The sequence below is a fragment of the Nocardia sp. NPDC047648 genome, assembly GCF_040642815.1.
GTDB classification, from domain to species: Bacteria; Actinomycetota; Actinomycetes; order Mycobacteriales; family Mycobacteriaceae; genus Nocardia; species Nocardia gamkensis.
This window is the reverse complement of record NZ_JBEYSX010000008.1, coordinates 250023-268485: the sequence shown is the minus strand read 5'-3', so window position 1 is coordinate 268485 and position 18463 is coordinate 250023. Positions and strand designations below refer to the sequence as shown.

Below are 18463 nucleotides of genomic sequence, written 5' to 3'. Positions count from 1 at the left end.
GCGCCGCAGATGAAAGTGTCAGTGCCGTGGCATAACCTGCTGGCATCGTCGCGATGACTACAGGAGGCGGGGGTGGATACGGCGAGTATCTGCAGGGCTGACGGGTGCGGTTTGAGAGTATCGGTCAAGAAGTGGCAGCTGTGCAGCAAGCATTACCAGGCATTCTGGAGGTATGGAGACGTCAACGGAAGTCCGGATAACGTTCGTGGTCAACGTTGCTGGGCTCCAGGTTGCGATAGAACGCGATCCAGTCGTGAGGGACTGTGCTTCATGCATCGCCAGCGCCTCAAGCGGACCGGTTCGCTTGAGAAACGACCGCCTAGGCCGTGTGACATGTCGTCGTGTGACCAGAACGCAATGGCGAAAGGTCTTTGTCAGCGGCATTATGATCTCGCTCGAGGATCAGCACGACGAAGCTCCGCTGAGTGCTCGGAAGAAGGATGTGGAAGCCCGGTCAAGGCGCGAGCGCTGTGTCGGCTGCACTACTCCAAACGCCAGCGCATGGGCCAACTGTCTACAGCACCACTCTCGACTCGCAATGTGCCTGATGACCTCCCCACGACCATAGAGCGTCGCTGCCGGGGATGTGGTGCTGACCTGGCAGGATTTCCGCCGGGAAGGCGATATTGCACCGATGGCTGCAAACCCCGGTGTAGCGGGCCGCAATGTAACCGCAAGGTATCTGGCCGCGGCTTATGTTCGACACACCTCAAACAGCGCAACAACGGTGAAGAGTTGCGCGAGATTCGATCAACGCGAGTGGAGACGAATAGCGATTGCGGGTGGTGCGGTGAGCCTGTGGGTGTGGGTAGCCGCAGTAGATATTGCTCTTGGAAATGCAGAAATCTCGCGGCACGGCATGTCGAAGTAGATGTAACTGGAACTTGTAGCCAATGCGGGACGGTGATCGACTACCTGGCCCCGGCGAATGGTGGCGGTCGACGGCTGACGCCGATCTCTAAGAAGCTGTGCGATCAGTGCAGACATAGGAGTTCGTCGCTCTATATGTCCGCCGATGATCTAAGGATCAGAGACGGGGACATGTGCAATATCTGCGGTTTAGTAGTTCCCGACGGCGTGCTGGATCCACATCCATTGTCAGGGCAGGTCGACCACGTCACTCCGATTGCTCTCGGCGGCAGTCATGAGCCCGAGAATTTGGCACTTGCCCACAAAACCTGCAACATTGCCAAGCGTGACAAACCCGCAGGTTGGCAACGCGACCCCGCTGAGGTAGAACCGCTCGTAGCGGAGTGGCTGGCAACAGGGAGCCCCGTCGTCAAGCCGCTGTGTTCGGCCCCTGACTGTGGCAGAAAACCTGAAGCGATGGGAATGTGTCAGAAGCATCGACGGCGCTTCCGGGTCCATGGTTCATACGATTTACCAGAAAAGCCGGCATCGTGCTCCGCTGAAGATTGCGCCAAACCTATTCGCGCTCGCGGTTTATGTCGGACCCATTACAGACAATGGCTGCAGAGTAGGACGAAATGCTCCGAGCCCGATTGCAGTAGTAATGCGAATACAAGAGGGCTGTGCAAGAGTCACTACAACCATTGGCTCAAGAATCGTATCGATCAGCCCGTGTGCTCAAAATCTAGCTGCATTGAACGAGCCGAGGTGCGTGGATTATGTGGCAAGCACTACGGCAGGCAGCTTCGTGACCAGCGACGGCAGAAAGACGGCGGTTGACGAACGTTGGACGTATTGAGTGAATTCTGATGTGTGCGGAGCGGTGACCACAGCCAGTGGACCGGTATCGGGTGGTGCGCCTACGTGTTCGGCTGCGGGAGGTAGGTCGGGTACGGCTCTCGTCGTGCCCAGCACTGTTCGGCAATCCGAAAGGTGACCTGCGCCGGCGGGGTGACCCGCGGCAGGCCCTGGGATGGGTGGGCTTGCGCAGGAGGGGGCAGGCTTCCCCTGCCTGCCCCGTAGGGCCTGCCCTTCGCGCGTAGAGGCTCCAGGGTCAAGGGTGGCGTAGCCATCAGCGAAGCTGACGCCGATAGGCGCCCTTGACGCTGGAGGGGCGCGCGGACACACTGCAGGCCCATCCATTCCAGGGCCGCGCGGCCGAAGGACGCGGAAGTACTTGCTACAGACAGGCTCTGGCTGACGGGCTCTTTAATCTAAGTAATAGGCGAATTCGGCAGTCGGTCGTGGTGGCCGGGTTCGGTGACCGGACCTGGTTGTAGCTGGCCCGGTCACCGTGTGCGGATCAGAACGGCGGCTCGGTGGCGTCGACGCTGCTGGTGCCGTTGCGGGTCCAGCGGGTGATCTGTGCGGTCTGGCCTTTCAGGTCGACGGCGACGGTGTCGGCGGTGAGTTCGAGGGCGGCGCGGGGCTTGGCGTCCTTGCCGAGGTAGGGGTCGGCGGTCAGGCGGTGGCCGGTGACGGTGACGCGGCATCCCTTGGTCAGGCTGTCTCCGGCGAGTTGGGCCAGGTCGCCCCAGCAGTTGATCCGGATGACGGTCTTGGCGGCGTCGACCCATTCGTTGCGGTCGCGGTCGTAGCGGCGGTCGTTGGAGATGACGGTGAAGTTGGTGACGAGTTTGCCGGTGGTCGTGACGCGGGGTTCGGGGTTGTCGGCGAGGTGGCCGGTGATGGTGACGGTGACGTTGCTGGCCATGACGGCTTCCTCCTGGCGGGGGTTCGGGGGCTCGGTCGGCTCCCGGTGGTTGGTGGGACGGAGGACGCGGTGGCGGGGCATGCACGGTCACGTCAAGGCTCGCCATGGAGCCGTCTCACTGGAAACATATTGTGCGGCAGCTCAATCGGTGAGGCGGGTTCGTGGTGACTCGTCTTGGCCTTGTCGGGATCGGGTAGGGCCTGCCATGGTGGCATCCGCCCCGCCGGACACCGGGTGTCGTCCGAGCCGCTCCCCGGCGGGAGGGAGTCGTCGTGGTCGGTGACGGTGCTGGCGCCAGCGCCGGACGGCTGGTCGGCATCACCGGATCACGTGACACGGGCGTCGGCGGGCTCGTCGTCGGCTGCACCGACAGCTGCGGCGAATGCTGGTGCGGGCGTGGTCGCGGCGGAGGGGGCGGTGTCGACACGACCGTCAGTAGGAGCGGCTGCCGGGTGGCGTGGTCCGGCTCGCTGGTGGCAGTCGGACCACGGGGTGCCGGGGCGTTGGTGCCGGGCGGCGTCTGACCGTTGGGTCCTGGCGCGGGAAGGGCGTCGGGTGCCGGGACGGTCGCGGGCTCATCGTCGGCGTCGTGGTCGTCGGCGTGGAAGGTCGGAGTGTGCGGGTCGCCGGCTGGGGTCGTGGCGGTGGCAGCGGTGGCGAGGTCGGCGGGTCGGTGTGCTGGTCCGGGCGCGGTGAGCGGGTCTGATGCGGGCGGGTCAGGGTGGCGAGGACGGCTACCGCGGTCGGCTGCCGGATTCGACTAGTACTTCGATCAACTGCGGCCCGCTGGTGGGTGCCGCGCGACGCCGAGCCTCCGGCCGCGCGGAGCTTGCGGAGCGCGGCCGTTGTGGGTCGCTGCGTGGCGCGGCGCGCGCCAGCGCGCCGCCTTGATCCTGTATGGCCAAATTCGGCAACAATCGGCGGATGGCCCGCACCTCCGACGTTGTCGTACCAACTACGTAGGCTGGGCCGGGCATGTGGGATCCGTACTCGGCTGGTGGCCGAGCACGATGAAGAGACAGACGGGGATCGATCCTTGAGAGTTGCTTTGCTCCCGGCGAATCCGAAGAACCTGGCGGTGCGGAAGCGGTTCGAAGCTACCGTCGAATCGAAGGTTCGGTTCGATGAACACGCCGATCTGCTTGACCCTGACACCATGGCCCGTCTTCTGCGCATCTTCCCAGATGGTGCCGCTCGGATGTGGGCTGTAGTGCCTGGCGTCGGCAATGTGAACGTTGGTAAGTGGTCGAAGCTGCGACCGGGTGATCCTGTCACCTTCTACGGGGACAAGAGGTTGTATTCGGCCAGCCACATTGCTCTGTTGTTCCGAAATGCGAATCTTGCTGAACGATTGTGGAAGCGAGAGGAAAAGACTGGTCAGACCTGGGAGTACATGTTCGCACTGGCGGAGCGCCGCACGATCTCGGTGCCGATTGAGGAAGTTCGCGCTGCGCTCCGGTGGGGTCGGAAGGCGACAGTCATGGGCATCACCGTTGTCGATGATGACCGTGCTAATGACCTTGCCGACCTGATCAATCTGGCGCCAGCGCCGACCTTGGTTACCGATTCACCACCAATCGATGCCGCCGGTCGGCGATCATCAGTTGCACCGGAGGGACCCACTGATGGAACACGTGTATCGAGCTGGCGCCGTGAACACCCCGCACTGAAGCGGCGTCTCGTCGAACTGGCGGGCAACGTTTGCGCACTCTGCGGGCGAATACTTCCGCCTGAGTTCCTAGTAGGGGCTCACATCAAGAAGCGCTGGCGCTGCACAGAAGATGAGCGTAAGGATTTCGACAACATCGGCATGCTGGCTTGTGTTCTTGGTTGCGACAGCCTGTTCGAGCGAGGTTATGTCGGCGTTGCGGATGGTGGTGCTTTGGTTGTCAGTAACGCCGTGAATACCTCGGCCGATGTCCGGCAGCACGTTGACACGTATCTGCGGGACCGTCAAAGCCACTGGTGGACTACCTCCAGGGAGCCATATTTCGCGTGGCACCTGGATCATGTCTTCCTGGATCTAGCTGACGATAGCCTTGCGTGATTGCCCTCGAATGGGAGAGGGTACGCGGCTCATTACCGCCGATCCTGCGGTCGAATGACGGCAATTGTCTTGTCGTCGTGGCGTTTCGACCGTGGCAGGGCACGACCGTCAGGATCGGCATCGGATTCCCATGTCGCGCATTGGTTGAGTAACTCGGAAAGTTCGTCCTGACTGTTCCGGGCGATGTGCTCCCACGGAACCTTCAACGCGCATAGTGTGTCGAACGCGCCGTCGGTGGTTGCGATCGCCCACGCCACTGTTTTGAGTGAGCAGGTGTAAGTGATTGCGTGCTGAGCGGCCTCGGGATCGGCCTCCGCAATCCAGAATCCGCCTGGCCGGTTGCGGTAGCGATGCTCCTTGCACTGAAGTCGTCGGAGTAGGTCGCGGTGTTGCTGATCGAATCCGGATCCGGTCGCGAGTCGTCGCTTGTACGTGGCGGACTCTGGTAATCCCAGTCGAGTCAAGCGGTCATCGGTCATCACGGTATGAGAACCGTCGGTGAAGCCAACGACTACGGCGGAGTCTCCGAGCACCAGAACTTCGAGAATGTCATCCCAGATCCGGACGAGCGCGACCGTGCTGGATGGGGATTGACCCGGTCGCAAGTCCAAGGCGGAAGCGGTGCACCGGATCGAGTCGGCGAGGATGGCAGATAGGTGGCGATCAGTGTCGAGCCGGTTTTGGAGTTCCCGACCTAGCGTGTCGACATAGCGTTGGGCGGGGGGAGTGCTGGGGTCATGTGATGTCGCGCCGTCAAGAACGATGATACCGGCTCTGGTGGTGAACACGCGGTCCTCTGCGGACTGCGCCTTGAGCTGGGCGGCAACGGTTTCCATGCTCACCGCCGTACCGAGTAAGGCCCAGCAATCAGTCGGCTGTCGGTGACTGCAAATTCGGTGTCGAAGTCGCAAGCGATGATGCAGCTGGTAAAGCGATCCGCTGGATTGTAGACAGTGGCTAGATTGGATGCCAGCCAATGCGTGACGCCCAGCGACCCCACACTCGTAATGCCCGCGATGTGAACAATAACCCTATCGTCGACTACCCGGCGCGAGAGGTAGCCGACATCTGAACGGTCGGTGCTATTGCGGCGGTACGGAGAGCAGTGTCGTTGGCCTGTATGAGAATCCACGATCCACCACGTTTCATCGGTGCGCTCAAATGCGAGATTTGTATCGTCTCGGAGTAAATGTCGGGCGATCGGGGCTGACTTCGGCCCGCAGACTATCACTGCATCGCCGTCAGGTACCGATTCGGTATCAGGGTTAATCGCAAAACGATTGGAGGACAAGGAAAGTCGTGACAAATTGGCCTCCAATTCGTCACGGACGGCCTGGTCGCTCTGGTCGATGAATGGCCGCTCTCGGCCCTCTTCAAGTCCAAAACGGTGAGGAATACCTATGGCAACTGGACCGACGCCGAAGAACGCGCGTTCCGCTGGCGGTGCCGATGTCCTGATCTGGCTGATTCGGCTCTTGGTGATCCCGATCATCTCGGCGATCTCGGTGTAGCTCAAGCCCGACTTGTGGGCCTCCTCGATGGCCTCCTTGCGGAGTCTCGCCAGCTCGACAGCGCGCTGTTGGTAGACGGTGATCAGGTCGGTTGCTCGTCGACCACGGCGAATCGGGTCCGGATCGACCCGGACCTGCTCGAACTCCTCAGCGTTACCCACAGGACGAGTTTAGAACCCCTTGACGGCCCAAGTCGCCTGGACGTATCGTCGAAGTTGATACCCCCTCAACTGCCCAGATCAGAAGCTCGCTCGCCGAGTTGAGGGGTATCAACTGAATCGACTGAGGAGATGAAGCGATGGCTTTGAAGGATGTGTGGTTTAACCCGGCGTTCCGTGAGGCGTTCCCGATGGGCGTGTTCTTGCTGGGAGAGATCCAGGCCGTGACGGAGTACAGCACCGATCGCAACGCGCCGAAGCGGCAGAAGGTCGATCTGGACAACGACGGCAACGGCACCGGTAAGCGGTTGTGGAAGGGGACGATCACCGATCCGGCGGGTTCGGGGGCGAAGAATTCCAGCTACGACGTGATCTTCGTATCCGATGTCCAGCCGGTTCCGGCGGCGCCGGAGATCGTCCCGGGTATGACTCCGATCGAGTTGGAGGGCTTGCAGATCAAGCCGAAGATCGCCGGGTCGGGTGAGTTCAAGTCGATCGGCTGGTCGATCCGCGCGACCGGGATCAAGGGGGACAACTCGGGTGCGAAGCAGCCTCCGGCTGATCCGGGCGCGGCTCGTCCGGCCGGTAAGGCGGCGTGATCATGTCGTTCTTCCACACCACCGTTTCCGGTCATGACGGGATCACCGCCGAGTATCGCCCCGAGCGTGAATCGACATACGACGGCGGTGTGATCCCGGCGGCGGTGTTCATCGAACTGTCGGGCGCGAAAGCGTATCTGTGCTTGAGCATCGAGGACGCCCGCACGCTGGCCGAAGCCTTGCCCGGCATCCTGGCTGAGCACGATGCCGCGGTGTCCGTGTCGGTGGATAAGGCGGCCTGAGATGGGTGCGGCGGATCGGTCGGCGGGGATGCGTCTTGCGCGCTGGTCCGCCGTGGTCATCATCATCGCGGTCGGCGCAGCGGCGTTCCGGCTGTCGTTCGCCACGCTGAAGGACCTCGCGGTCCTGGCGCACATCCCGGCATCGGATGCGTGGCTGTTCCCACTGATCGTGGACGGCACGATCCTTCTCGCGACGTTCGGGGTGCTGGTCCTCGCGCACGCTCCGGAACGCCGGTTCTTCGTCACCGTCCTGGTCGTCGGCTCGGTGGTGTCGGTGGCGGGCAACTCGCTGCACGCGGTCGCCGCGGGGCGTGAACTGCCGTGGTGGGCCTCGGCGCTGGTGGCTGCGATCGCCCCGATTTCCCTGCTGGCCGATACGCACGGGTTGGCGCTGCTGATCCGTGCGGCACAACGAGATTCGGCACCCGAACCGGCTCCCGCTCCGGTGGTCGAGCCTGCCGTCGAGCAGGCAACACCTAAGCCTGAGCGTGAGCCGGAACCGGCGTCGGTCCCCGAGCCCGAGCCGGTGCCGGTGCCGGTGCCGGTGCCTGAGCCGGTGCGGGTGGCTGAGCTTCGCCCGGCGCCTGTCGCGTCGGTTCGTCCTGTTCGTTCTTCGCGACCGCAGCAAACCATGCTGCCGATCGCTGTTCCTGTTGGGGGTTTGTGATGACTGCTGTTGTTCCTGCTGTGGCGACGGGTGTTTCCGCGCTAGTGACCCTGCTGGCCGGGGTCGGGGTGCTGGTGGACCGGCCTTCGGATGCTCCGGCCGCGATTGTCCCAGCCGCTGCGTCCTCTGCGGTGGCCACCACGACCGCGAGCCCGGCCCCGGATCGGTGCGTGATGTTCTGCGAGGACGCCGGGCCGGGTCGGTCGCAGGTCGAGATGGTTCCGGCCTCCCCGGCGCCGGAGGGGTGCCGCTTGTTCTGCGAGTTGGAGCGCGGCCGGGAAGGTGGCGGGTTCTGATGAGCATCGCGGGAACGGTCATGCTCGCGGGCGGGATGTGCACCAGCGCGTCGGCGCTGTGGTGGCTGCGGTCACTGGCTGCGCGCGGCGGGGATATGCAATCGGCTGGTGCTGCTCGTGAGGTCGCTGCGGCTGCTCCGGAACTTCAGACGGCGGTGTTCGTGGTGACCGACTCGGCGCAACTGGCCCTGATGTGGCCCGCGCTCAAGCTGGCTTCGCCAGAGACCGGCTACCCGAATGTCCTGTCGGCGGCCTACACCGAGTTCGGCATGTCGGTAGAGGTGCAGATGCTCGGCGGTCAGTCGGTCAAGGACTGGAACAACGACAACACCCGTGCCGCGCTGGCTGCCTACTTCGGCGTCCCGTCCGTCACGGTTACGGCCACCGATCCGGGGTTCGTCCGCTTGGACCTGCGGGTCTACGACACCTTGGCCGACACCGCCGCCCTGCCGGGCACGGCGTCAACGGTGGGTGTGGACCTGGAAGCGGTTCCGGTCGGCGTGACCGAGGACTTCGACACGTGGCGGGTGCGGGTGCTCTACGGGCACATCCTGCTCGCCGGTGCGACCGGGTCGGGTAAGGGCTCGGTGCTGTGGTCGATCATCGTCGCACTCGGCCCCGCGATCAAAGCCGGGCTGGTGGACCTGTATCTGGCTGACCCGAAGGGCGGCGCGGAGTTCGGCAAGGGCGAGAACCGGTTGTTCGTGCGCTTCGCCACCGACAACACCACCATCCTCGCCATGCTGGACGAAGCCGTCGAGTTGATGCGTGAGCGGCTGGCGCGGATGCGGGCGGCGGGTCTGCGCAAGCTCGTCCCGAGCAGCGATGAGCCGCTGATTCTGATCATCATCGATGAGGCGGCGTCGCTGTCGTCGTACGCGACTCGGGAGGAGCAGCAGGAGTTCCGGCGCCTGACCGGGTTGTTGTTGTCGCAGGGGCGGGCGGCGGCGGTGTCGGTGATCGCCGCGTTGCAGGACCCGTCGAAGGAGACGATGCCCAACCGGCAACTGTTCCCCGTCCGCATCGGCCTGCGCTTGGACGAACCGACCCAGAGCGCGATGGTCCACGGGCAAGGCGCACGCGACCGCGGCGCACGCTGCGACGAGATCTCCGATCAGACACCGGGTGTCGGCTACGTCGGCGAAGACGGCACCAGCGAGTTCGTGCGGGTGCGCGCGTACTTCGTCTCCGATGACGACATCGACGCCCTCGTGGACGCCTACTCGCCCGCTCGCGAAATTACTGCTCCTGTCGAGGATTACAGCGGCTTCGATCCTGATGACCTCGGTGATGAGCCTGAAGACGGGCCGGTGGCGGCATGAAACGGGGACTCGTGACCGAGACACATGTGGTCGTCTACTGCGATACCTGCGGCGACCACTACACCGAGGGCGAGAACGAAGCGATTTGCTTTGACTCCATCACCCAAGCCATCGCCTATCTGACCGTCCACTCCGCAGGCGGGGTCGGCTGGGTCTACGACGGCGACAAGGTCGTCTGCGACGGCTGCCGGGCCACCAACTGGTGTGTCGAGCACGGCCATTCCTTTCCTGAGTCCTGGCGTACCACGGTGTGGCCGCTGGGCAGTTCCACCCGTTCCCGCACCTGCGAGGTGTGCGGCGTCCCCGAAATCGAGGCCCAGTAATGAAGAAGCCCATCGTCCGCGACAGTCACGGTCGTTTCGACCGGGAGGACATCGACGCGGTCGTGCACATCCGGTCCCGGCGCCGCTGCCAGCTCGAACGCCGCGGCGCGGACCCGGTCGCGGTGGCGCTGCACCTGCTGGCCGAAACCGGGGACGTGCCGGGGTGGGACGCCGGCATGGACAGCTACGGACCGGAGGCGGCGTGATGCTGACGGTGACCGACTTGTTCTGCGGCGCGGGCGGTTCCAGCTCCGGCGCCGCCGAAGTGCCCGGTGTGGTGGTGCGGATGGCCGCCAACCACTGGCGGCTGGCGGTGGAAACCCACAACACCAACCACCCGACCACCGACCACGCCTGCGCGGACCTGTCCCAGGTCGACCCGCGGTTGTTCCCCCGCACGGATGTGTTGTGGGCCTCGCCCAGCTGCACCAACCACAGCGTGGCCCGTGGGCGTCGCCGCAACATCGACTCCACCCCGGACCTGTTCGGGGAGATCCTGCCTGACGAAGCCGCCGAACGCTCCCGGGCGACGATGTGGGATGTGGTGCGTTTCGCCGAGCATCACCAGTACCGGGCGATCATCGTGGAGAACGTCGTCGACGCCGCGAAGTGGGTGATGTGGCCCGCGTGGCTGCAAGCCCTCGACCTCCTCGGCTACCGGCACGAGGTCGTCTACCTCAACTCCATGCACGCCCAAGCCGCCGGTGCTCCGGCGCCGCAGTCACGCGACCGGTTGTATGTGGTGTGCTGGCGCGCCGGGGATCGCGCCCCGGACCTGAACCGGTGGACTCGCCCGAAAGCTTGGTGCGGCGCGTGTGATCGGGAAGTGTCGGCGGTGCAGGGCTGGAAGAACCCGCGGCGCCGGTGGGGTCGCTACCGCGCCCAGTACGTGTGGCGCTGCCCGTCGGTGTCGTGCCGCAACGCGATCGTCGAGCCCGCGTGGCTGCCTGCTGCGTCGGCGATCGATTGGAGCTTGCGGGGTGAGCGGATCGGGGATCGGCGCAAGCCGTTGGCGGACAAGACGATGCAGCGGATCTCTGCTGGGTTGGCGAAGTTCGCCGGTGACCCGTTCGTGGTCCGCCACTACACCCCGCGCGGCAGCTACGCGCAGATGAGCACCGCGGTCACCGCTCCGGCGCCGACGCTGACTGCCTCGCAGGTGCCTGCGTTCCTGGTGCCTGCCGGCGGGACCTGGCGCCAGGATGCGACGAGCGTCGTCGACCCGATGCCCACCCGCACCACTCGGGAGGCGGACGGGTTGCTGATCCCGGTGGAGGGACGTGTCGGGGTGCACGCCCGCTCCACCGCTGATCCGATGCGCACGATGACCACCCGCAGCGAGACCGCGCTGCTCGTGCCCTACTACGGCAACGGCACCGCCCGCCCGGCCTCCGAGCCGCACGGCACGGCCACCACCCGCGACCGATACGCGCTGATCGTGCCGCTGCGCAACCACAACACCGCCAAACCGGTCACCGAACCCCTCGACACCGTCGCCGCTGCCGGGACGCATCACGGGTTGACGATCCCGGCACCCGCGGTGGAGGACTGCGAATTCCGGATGCTCGAACCCACCGAGATCGCCCGAGCGATGGCGTTCGACCGCTCCTACGTCATCCTCGGCAACCGCCGCGAACAAGTCCGCCAAGCCGGAAACGCCGTCACTCCTCCTGCTGCCCGCGACCTGGTCTCCGCCGTCGCCGAAGCACTCGGACACGAGGTCGCGGCATGACCGAACCCACCAAACCCGCTGCGTCGCAGGTGAATCCGATCGTGCAAGCCGCTGCCGACCAGGTCGCCGACGACAAGCGACGCGCTCGCAAAAACCTGCACGCCCCGTGCTCGGGGCAGTTGTCCTTGTTCGATTCCTCCCCGGGGAAGGCTGACCAATGACCACCACCCGCAACGTCCACATCCGGAAGAACCAGCACCTGGACGTGTTCGACCGGCTCGCCCTCGTCCTGCTCAACATCCTGTGGGGAACCGGCATCAGCTTGTGGTGGCTGCTGCTGTTCCCCATGATCTCCGCGCCACTCGCACTGGCCGTCACGGTGGGGGTGTTGTGGGGTTGGCCGGTGGGGCTCGCGACCGCCGGGGTGTTCGTCACTGGGCTGGTGCTGTGGCGGCGCCTGCGTCCGGAGATGTTCGACCGGTGGGTGACCCGGCGGGCACGCACCCGCGCCCTGACGTGGTGGCGCTACCGCCGTTGCTGGGTCCGGCTGATGACCGCCTGCCACCTGAGCATCGACCGCGGTGACCGCACCCTCATCCCGCGCCTGCTCGGTGTCCAGATCGGCGCCGCCACGGATCGGGTGCGGGTGCGGATGCTCGACGGGCACTGCCCGGCCGACTTCGAAAACCGCGTCGACCATCTGGCGCACGCCTTCGGCGCCCTGGACTGCCGCGCCACCATCACCGGACCCGGCACCATCGAACTCGCCTTCCGGCACTCGGACGCGCTGGCCGCCACCGTGATCCTGCCGCGCGTGGACCACTGGACCAACCCGAAGAAGGCGGCCTGATGGACACCACAACGACCGGTGAGGTGGTCCCGGTCCGGCAGACCGCGGCCGAGCGTCGTGCGCTGCCGGATTTCCGGGATGTCGCCGAAGCCCTCGCTGACGAGGAGAAGGTGTGCCGCCGGCCGGTGCCGATGCGGGTGGAGAACCCGCGCACCTTCGAGGTGTCCTACGTCGGCGCGCCGTGTAAGTCCACCGTGGCGTCGGTGTGCCCGGCCTGCGCGGCCCAAGCCCGGTACCTGCGGATGACCCAATGCCGCGAAGGCTGGCATCTGGACCACGAACCGGTCCAGGACACCAACGACCCGACCGAACAGCAGAAAGCGCTGCTGGCCGCGCGGGCGGACCTGTTCAACGCCTACCAGCAGGCGAAGGACGACGGCGACCAGGACACCATGTCCGGCATCCGCGAAGTCGTCGGGGACCTGGATCGGGAGATGCGCGAGGGCGGGTTTCGTGGTCGGCTGCCGGACCTGGATGTCAAACCGCAGGATCGGCGTTCGCGTTCCACCCGGCGGCGGCAGGATGTGCCGGATCTGCCGCGTAAGAAGGTCGCCAAGCACACCATCGGGCAGGCGTACGCGGGCAAACACCGTCCGGGCATGTTCATCACCCTGACCATGCCCTCCTACGGCGGCATCAACCGCGACGGCGCCACCGACCAGGACGGTAAAACCTGTTCCGACGGCTCCCCACGCAACCCGGACTCCTACGACTACGTCCGTGCGGCGCGCGACATCGTGCACTTCTCGGCACTGTTCGACCGGTGGATCCAGAACCTGCGGCGGGCGGTCGGCTACGACGTGCAGTACTTCGCCACCGTCGAACCCCAACGGCGGGGTGCCCCGCACCTGCATGTGCTGCTGCGCACCGACATTCCACGCGAGCTGATCCGCCGGGTCACCGCCGCGACCTACCACCAGGTGTGGTGGCCGCACTTCGACCAACCTGTCTACGACGACGACCGGATGCCGGTCTGGGACCACACCGCGGTCACGTTCGTCGACCCACGGTCGCGTCGGCCGCTGCCGGACTGGGACGGCGCGCTGGATGTGCTCGACACCGTCGACGACCTGGAGCCCGCGCACACGCTGCGGTTCGGTGAGCAGGTCGACCCACGCCACATCCGGGGCGTGGTGCCCGGCACTGAGGCGGACAAGACCATCGGCTACGTCACGAAGTACCTGACCAAGTCCATCGCCGAAGTTCTGCACACCGACTCCGCGCGCACCGAGGCCCACTACGACCGGTTACATGCGGAGTTGCAGCGCATCCCGTGCTCGCCGCGCTGCCCGGTCTGGCTGCGCTACGGCATCGTCCCGAAGGGCGCCAGCGACAAGACAATTCCCGGCCGCTGCAAGGGCAAGGCACACCGCCGCGACACTCTCGGTCTGCCCGGACGGCGGATCTTGGTCTCGCGCCGCTGGTCGGGCAAGACGCTGCCCGATCACAAGGCCGACCGCGCGGAGTTCGTTCGGCAACTGCTCGCCGATGTCGGCATCGTCAAACCCGACACCTCGCACCTGGTGGTCACCCCGGTCGAGCCCGGCGACCAGTCGGTCCCGCCACGCGATCACCTGATCTTGGCCGCCATCGCCCAGCGCACCCGATGGCGCGCGGAATACACCAATGCCCTGCTGGCCGCGGGGCCGCCAGCGCAACAAGAACTTTCGGCAATTCGGCAAGCAGCATAGGAGGAGACTGCGATGGAGCTTAATGAGCTACTGGGGACCACGTGGTACACGACCGAGGAGGTCGCGCGGCTGCTGCAGGTGGATGCGTCGAGCCTTCGGCGGTGGCGGACTGCTCGCCCGCCGCAGGGTCCGCCGTTCGTGCAGGTCTCGGATCGGGTGGTCCGCTATAGCCGCACCGATGTGGAGGAGTACATGCGGGCCAAGCGTGTCGACCCGACGGCGGCGTGATGGCCAACCAGGTGCATGTGCTCCCGCTCGGTGTGGAGCTGCGGGCCGACGTGGAAGTTCGGCAACGTGCCAAGCCGTACCGCGCCCGGGTCCGCTGGGTCGATCCGGCCACCAAGAAACGCCCCTCGGTGTCTGAAGCGTTCGAGACCCGGGAGGAAGCCGACGAGTGGATCGAGCGTATTCGGCAGGCTGCGGCTCGCGGTGTCGACCCGAAGATGGCCACGGCGACGCTGGCCGAGTACGGGAAGGTCAGCTTGGAGTTGGCGTTGCGTGGCATCGAGCCGAAGACCCGCGACCCGTACCTGGCGGGCTGGCGCCGGCGGGTGCTGCCTACAGTCGGGCATCTGCCCGTCACGATGATCACGGCGGGTGTGGCCGACCGTGCGGTGGGCGCCTGGATCGCGGACGGGTGCAGCAAATCGACGGTGAAGAACACCCTGGCGGTGTGGGGCCGCGTGATGGATCAGGCGGTGCGTGACGAGTTGATCGACCGTAATCCGGTGCAGGTGACCGGTTGGCAACGGCAGTTCGCCCAGGTCGAGGACGAGTTGGAAGACCCGCGTGCGCTTGCCCTGCCTGATTGGCAGACGCTCACCGCGTTGGCGGATGCGCTGGTCGCCGCGTCGGCGGACAACTACCGCGGTTGGGGTGAAGTGGTGATCTTCGCGGCGTGCACTGCCACCCGGATCGGTGAGGTCTCCGGCTGTCGGGTCACCGATATCGACGTGGATGACTGGGTCTGGACGCTGCGACGGCAGACCACTCCCGGACCGGGCGGAATGCAGGACAAAGGCACGAAAGGTAAACGGGCACGAAAGATTCCGATCATCGCGGAGCTTCGCCCGCTCGTGTCTCGCCGGATCGCCGCGATAGGGGACAAGCCGGAGGCGCGGTTGTTCGTCGGTCCCCGCGGCGGACGCATCTCGACCGGTGTCCTGCGGCGGGCGACGCACTGGGATGACGTGGTCGCAGCACTGGGCTACGAGCATCTGCGTCGGCACGGCCTTCGGCACACCGGCCTGACGTGGTTTGCAGACGCCGGCGTGCCGGTTCATCGGCTCCAGAAGATCGCCGGGCACCGTGATCCCCGGATCACCGAGCGCTACCTCCATCCGGACCTCAAGTCCTTGCAGGATGACGGCAACCTGCTCTCGCAGCACCTACGGTCCCCACGTGGTCCCCAACTCCGCGTGGTCTGACCATGAGAAAAGCCCCTCCGACGCTGGTCAGAGGGGCTTTCTCGTCTGTCGGGCTGACAGGATTTGAACCTGCGACCACTTGACCCCCAGTCAAGTGCGCTACCAAACTGCGCCACAGCCCGTTGCGCCCGCTGTGCGGGCGCTCGAAGAGATTACCGCACGAGGCCGGAGCGTTGCTAATCGCCTGGTCAGAGGGGGTGTGGGGTAGAGGGGGATGGATGTGTTTCAGCGGTAGTCGTTCACGTGGTCGACTGCCCATTGGGCGAAGGTGCGGGCGGGTGTGCCGGTGATCGACTGCGAAGTGGGGCCGACCGGGCTCGGCTGCGTTCCGGCTTCTGCCCACATATCGAGGACCGGGCGGTAGTAGAGGTCGGCCGCTTCCTCGTAACTCAGCTCGATCAGTTCGATCGGCTCGCCCAGGGCGGCGGAGATGGCGGCGACCTGCTGGCGGTGCGACAGGGACTCGGGGCCGTTGAGCGGGTAGATCTTGCCCGCGTGGGAGGGGTCGTCGAGGGCGGTGACGGCTGCGGCGGCGATATCGTCTTCGTGGATCGGCGTCAGTTGCAGGCCCGGGAAGGGGACGCGGACGACGCGGTCGGCTCTGATGGTGGGAAACCAGGTGCGGGCGTTGGCGGCGAAGGCGCCCGGACGCAGGACGGTCAACGGCAGGCCGGATGCGCGCAGCGGGTTCTCCACCGCGAGATGGCGCGCGCCGATGGGATTGTGCCCGTCGGCCGCCGCGATGGAGGACAGCAGCACGATGTGGGCGACTGCGGCGGTCTTCGCGGCGTCGATGAAGTTGTCGATGCCCTCGGCGGCGGCGTAGCAGAAGACTTTCTCGATACCCGCGAGGGCGGTGGCTACCGATCCGGGGTCGGTCGGGTCGAGCCCGACGAGTTCGACACCGTCCGGCACGGTGGTGTCCGCGGGGCGAGAACTGGCTGCCCGCACCGGTTTTCCGGCCGCGCGCAGTTGATCGACGACAGCTCGGCCGACGATGCCGCGAACGCCGGTGACGAGGTAGGTCATGGGGTCTCTCCTTCGGAACGGGAGTCGGTGAGATGGGTCAGGATGCGGCGCAACTGTTCGCCGTAGCGTCGCTCGAATTCGGTGGTCTGGGCTTCCATGCCGAACAGCTCGCGCACCTGGACCGGTAGCAGCAGAGGGGCGATGACCATGCCCATCACCGCGAGCTGGAAGGCGGCCGGGTCGAGGTCGGCGGCGATCTCACCGCGCTGCTGACGGCGTCTGGTCTCGGCGAGATCCTGCTCCGAGATCGGCTGCTCACCCGACGGAGCGGCCTCGGATAATCCTTGCCACATGAGCAGCCGGATGCCGCGCGGATCGCGCAGCCCGTCGCGCAGATAGTTCGTGACCACCTCCGCCAGCGGCAGCGCCGGATCGCTGAAGGTGGCCTCGCGCTCCAGCCAGCTCTGCTGGAGCGCTCGGTACAACCCTTCCTTCCCGCCGAAGTAGTAGGTGATCAACTGCTTGTTGACGCCGGCCCGCTCGGCGATGTCGCCGACCCGGGCCCCCGCATAACCTTTCGCGGCGAACTCGTCCAAGGCCGCCTCGAGCAGGCAGCGTTTGGTGCGTCCGGCGTCGCGAACGCGATGGGCGGGATCCGGGGTGCGATGAGTCGGCACCTGTCCCAGAGTAGTCCCGATTTTACAGATGGCTAATTGTTTTAGACAGATGAAAAGTAGTGCGGTGGTCCGCAGTGCGACGGACCACCCTCACGTCCGACTCAGAGAAGACTCAGGGGCGGGGACTCCGGAAAGGTGACCGGGACCGTAGCCGGTGCGCGGTGGAAGGAGCTCGGGAGCCACTTCATTTCCGCAGCGGGGATCGCCAGCCGGAGCTCCGGCAGCGCATCGAGCAGTTGGTCGAGCGCCTCTTGGACGATGACCATGCCGACCGACTGTGCGGGACAGGTGTGTGGGCCGGCGCCCCAAGCCAAGTGGGAACGGTTGCCCTGGCGGTCACCGGCCACCGCTGCGGGGTCGTTGTTGCACGCCGCCAAGCCGATCAGCACCGGTTGATGCTGCGGCAGCCACACATTCCCGACGATTTGCGGCTGAATCGGATATCGGACACAGGAATTGGTCGCGGGAGGATCGCTGAACAGCACCTCGTCGATCGCGTCGCGAGTGGACAGTGCTCCGCCGAGCAGTTCACCGCCGAACCGCTCATCGGTCACCAGCAGTAGCACGGTGACCGCGATGAGATTCCATGTCGGTTCGGCGCCCGTCGTGTACAGCATGGCCATCTGATGGACGAGTTCGGTCTCGCTCAGCCGCGCCGGATGCTGGACCAGCCAGGAGGCCACATCTCCTGCCGGTGCTGCCCGTTTGGCCGAGATCACCTCGAGCATCGCCGCGCTGAGCGTTCGATGCGCCGCTTCCGCCGACGCGGCGTCGACGGCGTCGCGCAGGCTCGTCATCGCGATGTACGCGTCCTCTCGGACCTCGGGCGGGAACCCCAGCACCTGCTCCAGTACCCGGACGGTGAGCGGGATCGCGTACTCGTTGAGCAGATCGGCCGATCCGGCCGCGCAGAAATCGTTGATCAGCGAAACCGCCGTGCGTTCCACCGTGTCGCGCAGCGTGTGCAGATCGATCCGATCGAGGGCGGCGGTGACGGCGTTGCGGTAGCGGGCATGCTCGTCTCCCGCCGTCCGCGACGCGTCCGGCCGCCACCGCATCGCCCACGGCACCGGACACTGCGCAGGCACGCGTTGTTCCCACTCGCTCGGATCGGCCGAGAAATGCGCGGAGTCGGTGAGAACCTCCAACGCCGTGCGGTAATCGATGATCAATGTCGCGGACACTTCCGGCGCTACCTCCACCGGGACGAGCGGGCCGTGATCGCCGCGCATCCGCCGGTATGCCGCGTGGGGGTCGGCTGCGAACTCGTCGGAATACAGTTTCACCCGCGCGCACCGTAGCGATCGAAGGGCAAGACGGGACATGGGGAGATAGTCAAAACAGGCTCCTGGAAAAGAGATCCGAAATCGACGCCAGATCCACACGGCA

20 protein-coding genes and 1 tRNA gene are annotated in these 18463 nt (G+C 65.6%); 14 read left to right on the top strand and 7 right to left on the bottom strand.

The genetic code is table 11. From position 1 onward, the window contains the following. Positions 1–270 precede the first annotated feature (270 nt). A complete protein-coding gene (locus ABZ803_RS19330) occupies positions 271–1689 on the top strand; it encodes an HNH endonuclease (protein ID WP_357039681.1) in 1419 nt (472 codons plus the stop codon). Positions 1690–2212: 523 nt separating this feature from the next. Here the strand turns inward: ABZ803_RS19330 and ssb are convergent. Beyond that, a complete protein-coding gene (gene ssb, locus ABZ803_RS19325; RefSeq protein ID WP_357039678.1) occupies positions 2213–2623 on the bottom strand; it encodes a single-stranded DNA-binding protein in 411 nt (136 codons plus the stop codon). Positions 2624–3620: 997 nt separating this feature from the next. On the opposite strand from ssb, the gene ABZ803_RS19320 reads away from it, so the two are divergent. After that, on the top strand, positions 3621–4670 hold the full coding sequence (locus ABZ803_RS19320) for a hypothetical protein (RefSeq protein ID WP_357039675.1): 1050 nt from the start codon (positions 3621–3623) through the stop codon (positions 4668–4670). 32 nt (positions 4671–4702) lie between these two features. Here ABZ803_RS19320 and ABZ803_RS19315 read toward each other — a convergent pair whose 3' ends face one another. Next, a complete protein-coding gene (locus tag ABZ803_RS19315; protein WP_357039672.1) occupies positions 4703–5506 on the bottom strand; it encodes a PP2C family serine/threonine-protein phosphatase in 804 nt (267 codons plus the stop codon). Positions 5507–5508: 2 nt separating this feature from the next. Further along, positions 5509–6342: a sigma-70 family RNA polymerase sigma factor gene (locus tag ABZ803_RS19310; protein ID WP_357039670.1), complete on the bottom strand. Its 834-nt coding sequence runs from the start codon at positions 6340–6342 to the stop codon at positions 5509–5511. 137 nt (positions 6343–6479) lie between these two features. Between ABZ803_RS19310 and ABZ803_RS19305 the strand changes: the two genes are divergently transcribed. The 12 genes from ABZ803_RS19305 (at position 6480) to ABZ803_RS19250 (ending at position 15428) form a co-directional block, all read left to right on the top strand. Then, entirely contained in the window at positions 6480–6938 is a 459-nt protein-coding gene (locus ABZ803_RS19305; RefSeq protein WP_357039668.1) for a hypothetical protein, read from the top strand. A gap of 2 nt (positions 6939–6940) precedes the next feature. After that, a complete protein-coding gene (locus ABZ803_RS19300) occupies positions 6941–7180 on the top strand; it encodes a hypothetical protein (RefSeq protein ID WP_357039665.1) in 240 nt (79 codons plus the stop codon). A 1-nt stretch (position 7181) separates the two neighbouring features. Beyond that, on the top strand, positions 7182–7847 hold the full coding sequence (locus ABZ803_RS19295) for a DUF2637 domain-containing protein (RefSeq protein WP_357039663.1): 666 nt from the start codon (positions 7182–7184) through the stop codon (positions 7845–7847). A 295-nt stretch (positions 7848–8142) separates the two neighbouring features. Continuing rightward, the gene (locus ABZ803_RS19290; RefSeq protein WP_357039660.1) at positions 8143–9465 is read left to right on the top strand and encodes an FtsK/SpoIIIE domain-containing protein; all 1323 of its coding nucleotides are present in this window, start codon (positions 8143–8145) and stop codon (positions 9463–9465) included. 11 nt (positions 9466–9476) lie between these two features. Beyond that, positions 9477–9788, top strand: coding sequence for a hypothetical protein (locus tag ABZ803_RS19285; protein WP_357039657.1), 312 nt, complete (start codon positions 9477–9479; stop codon positions 9786–9788). After that, positions 9788–9994, top strand: coding sequence for a hypothetical protein (locus ABZ803_RS19280; RefSeq protein WP_357039654.1), 207 nt, complete (start codon positions 9788–9790; stop codon positions 9992–9994). The genes ABZ803_RS19285 and ABZ803_RS19280 overlap by 1 nt, the downstream gene beginning before the upstream one ends. Beyond that, positions 9994–11520: a DNA cytosine methyltransferase gene (locus ABZ803_RS19275; protein ID WP_357039651.1), complete on the top strand. Its 1527-nt coding sequence runs from the start codon at positions 9994–9996 to the stop codon at positions 11518–11520. The genes ABZ803_RS19280 and ABZ803_RS19275 overlap by 1 nt, the downstream gene beginning before the upstream one ends. Continuing rightward, the gene (locus tag ABZ803_RS19270; protein WP_357039648.1) at positions 11517–11681 is read left to right on the top strand and encodes a hypothetical protein; all 165 of its coding nucleotides are present in this window, start codon (positions 11517–11519) and stop codon (positions 11679–11681) included. Before ABZ803_RS19275 ends, ABZ803_RS19270 begins: the two co-directional genes overlap by 4 nt. Next, a complete protein-coding gene (locus tag ABZ803_RS19265; RefSeq protein ID WP_357039645.1) occupies positions 11678–12310 on the top strand; it encodes a hypothetical protein in 633 nt (210 codons plus the stop codon). Before ABZ803_RS19270 ends, ABZ803_RS19265 begins: the two co-directional genes overlap by 4 nt. Continuing rightward, on the top strand, positions 12310–14001 hold the full coding sequence (locus ABZ803_RS19260) for a replication initiator (protein WP_357039642.1): 1692 nt from the start codon (positions 12310–12312) through the stop codon (positions 13999–14001). The genes ABZ803_RS19265 and ABZ803_RS19260 overlap by 1 nt, the downstream gene beginning before the upstream one ends. A gap of 12 nt (positions 14002–14013) precedes the next feature. After that, on the top strand, positions 14014–14229 hold the full coding sequence (locus tag ABZ803_RS19255; RefSeq protein WP_357039640.1) for a helix-turn-helix domain-containing protein: 216 nt from the start codon (positions 14014–14016) through the stop codon (positions 14227–14229). Continuing rightward, positions 14229–15428 (top strand): site-specific integrase, encoded by a 1200-nt coding sequence (locus tag ABZ803_RS19250; RefSeq protein ID WP_357039637.1) that lies wholly within the window; start codon positions 14229–14231, stop codon positions 15426–15428. Before ABZ803_RS19255 ends, ABZ803_RS19250 begins: the two co-directional genes overlap by 1 nt. A 48-nt stretch (positions 15429–15476) precedes the next feature. Here the strand turns inward: ABZ803_RS19250 and ABZ803_RS19245 are convergent. From ABZ803_RS19245 to ABZ803_RS19230, 4 genes are all read right to left on the bottom strand, one after another. Beyond that, positions 15477–15550, bottom strand: a tRNA-Pro gene (locus tag ABZ803_RS19245). Between the two features lie 103 nt (positions 15551–15653). Further along, complete coding sequence (locus ABZ803_RS19240) at positions 15654–16457, bottom strand: NAD(P)H-binding protein (RefSeq protein ID WP_357039634.1); 804 nt, start codon at positions 16455–16457, stop codon at positions 15654–15656. Continuing rightward, the gene (locus ABZ803_RS19235) at positions 16454–17074 is read right to left on the bottom strand and encodes a TetR family transcriptional regulator (RefSeq protein WP_357039631.1); all 621 of its coding nucleotides are present in this window, start codon (positions 17072–17074) and stop codon (positions 16454–16456) included. The genes ABZ803_RS19240 and ABZ803_RS19235 overlap by 4 nt, the downstream gene beginning before the upstream one ends. Positions 17075–17175: 101 nt before the next feature. Next, positions 17176–18360: a cytochrome P450 gene (locus ABZ803_RS19230; protein WP_357039628.1), complete on the bottom strand. Its 1185-nt coding sequence runs from the start codon at positions 18358–18360 to the stop codon at positions 17176–17178. Positions 18361–18463 lie beyond the last annotated feature (103 nt).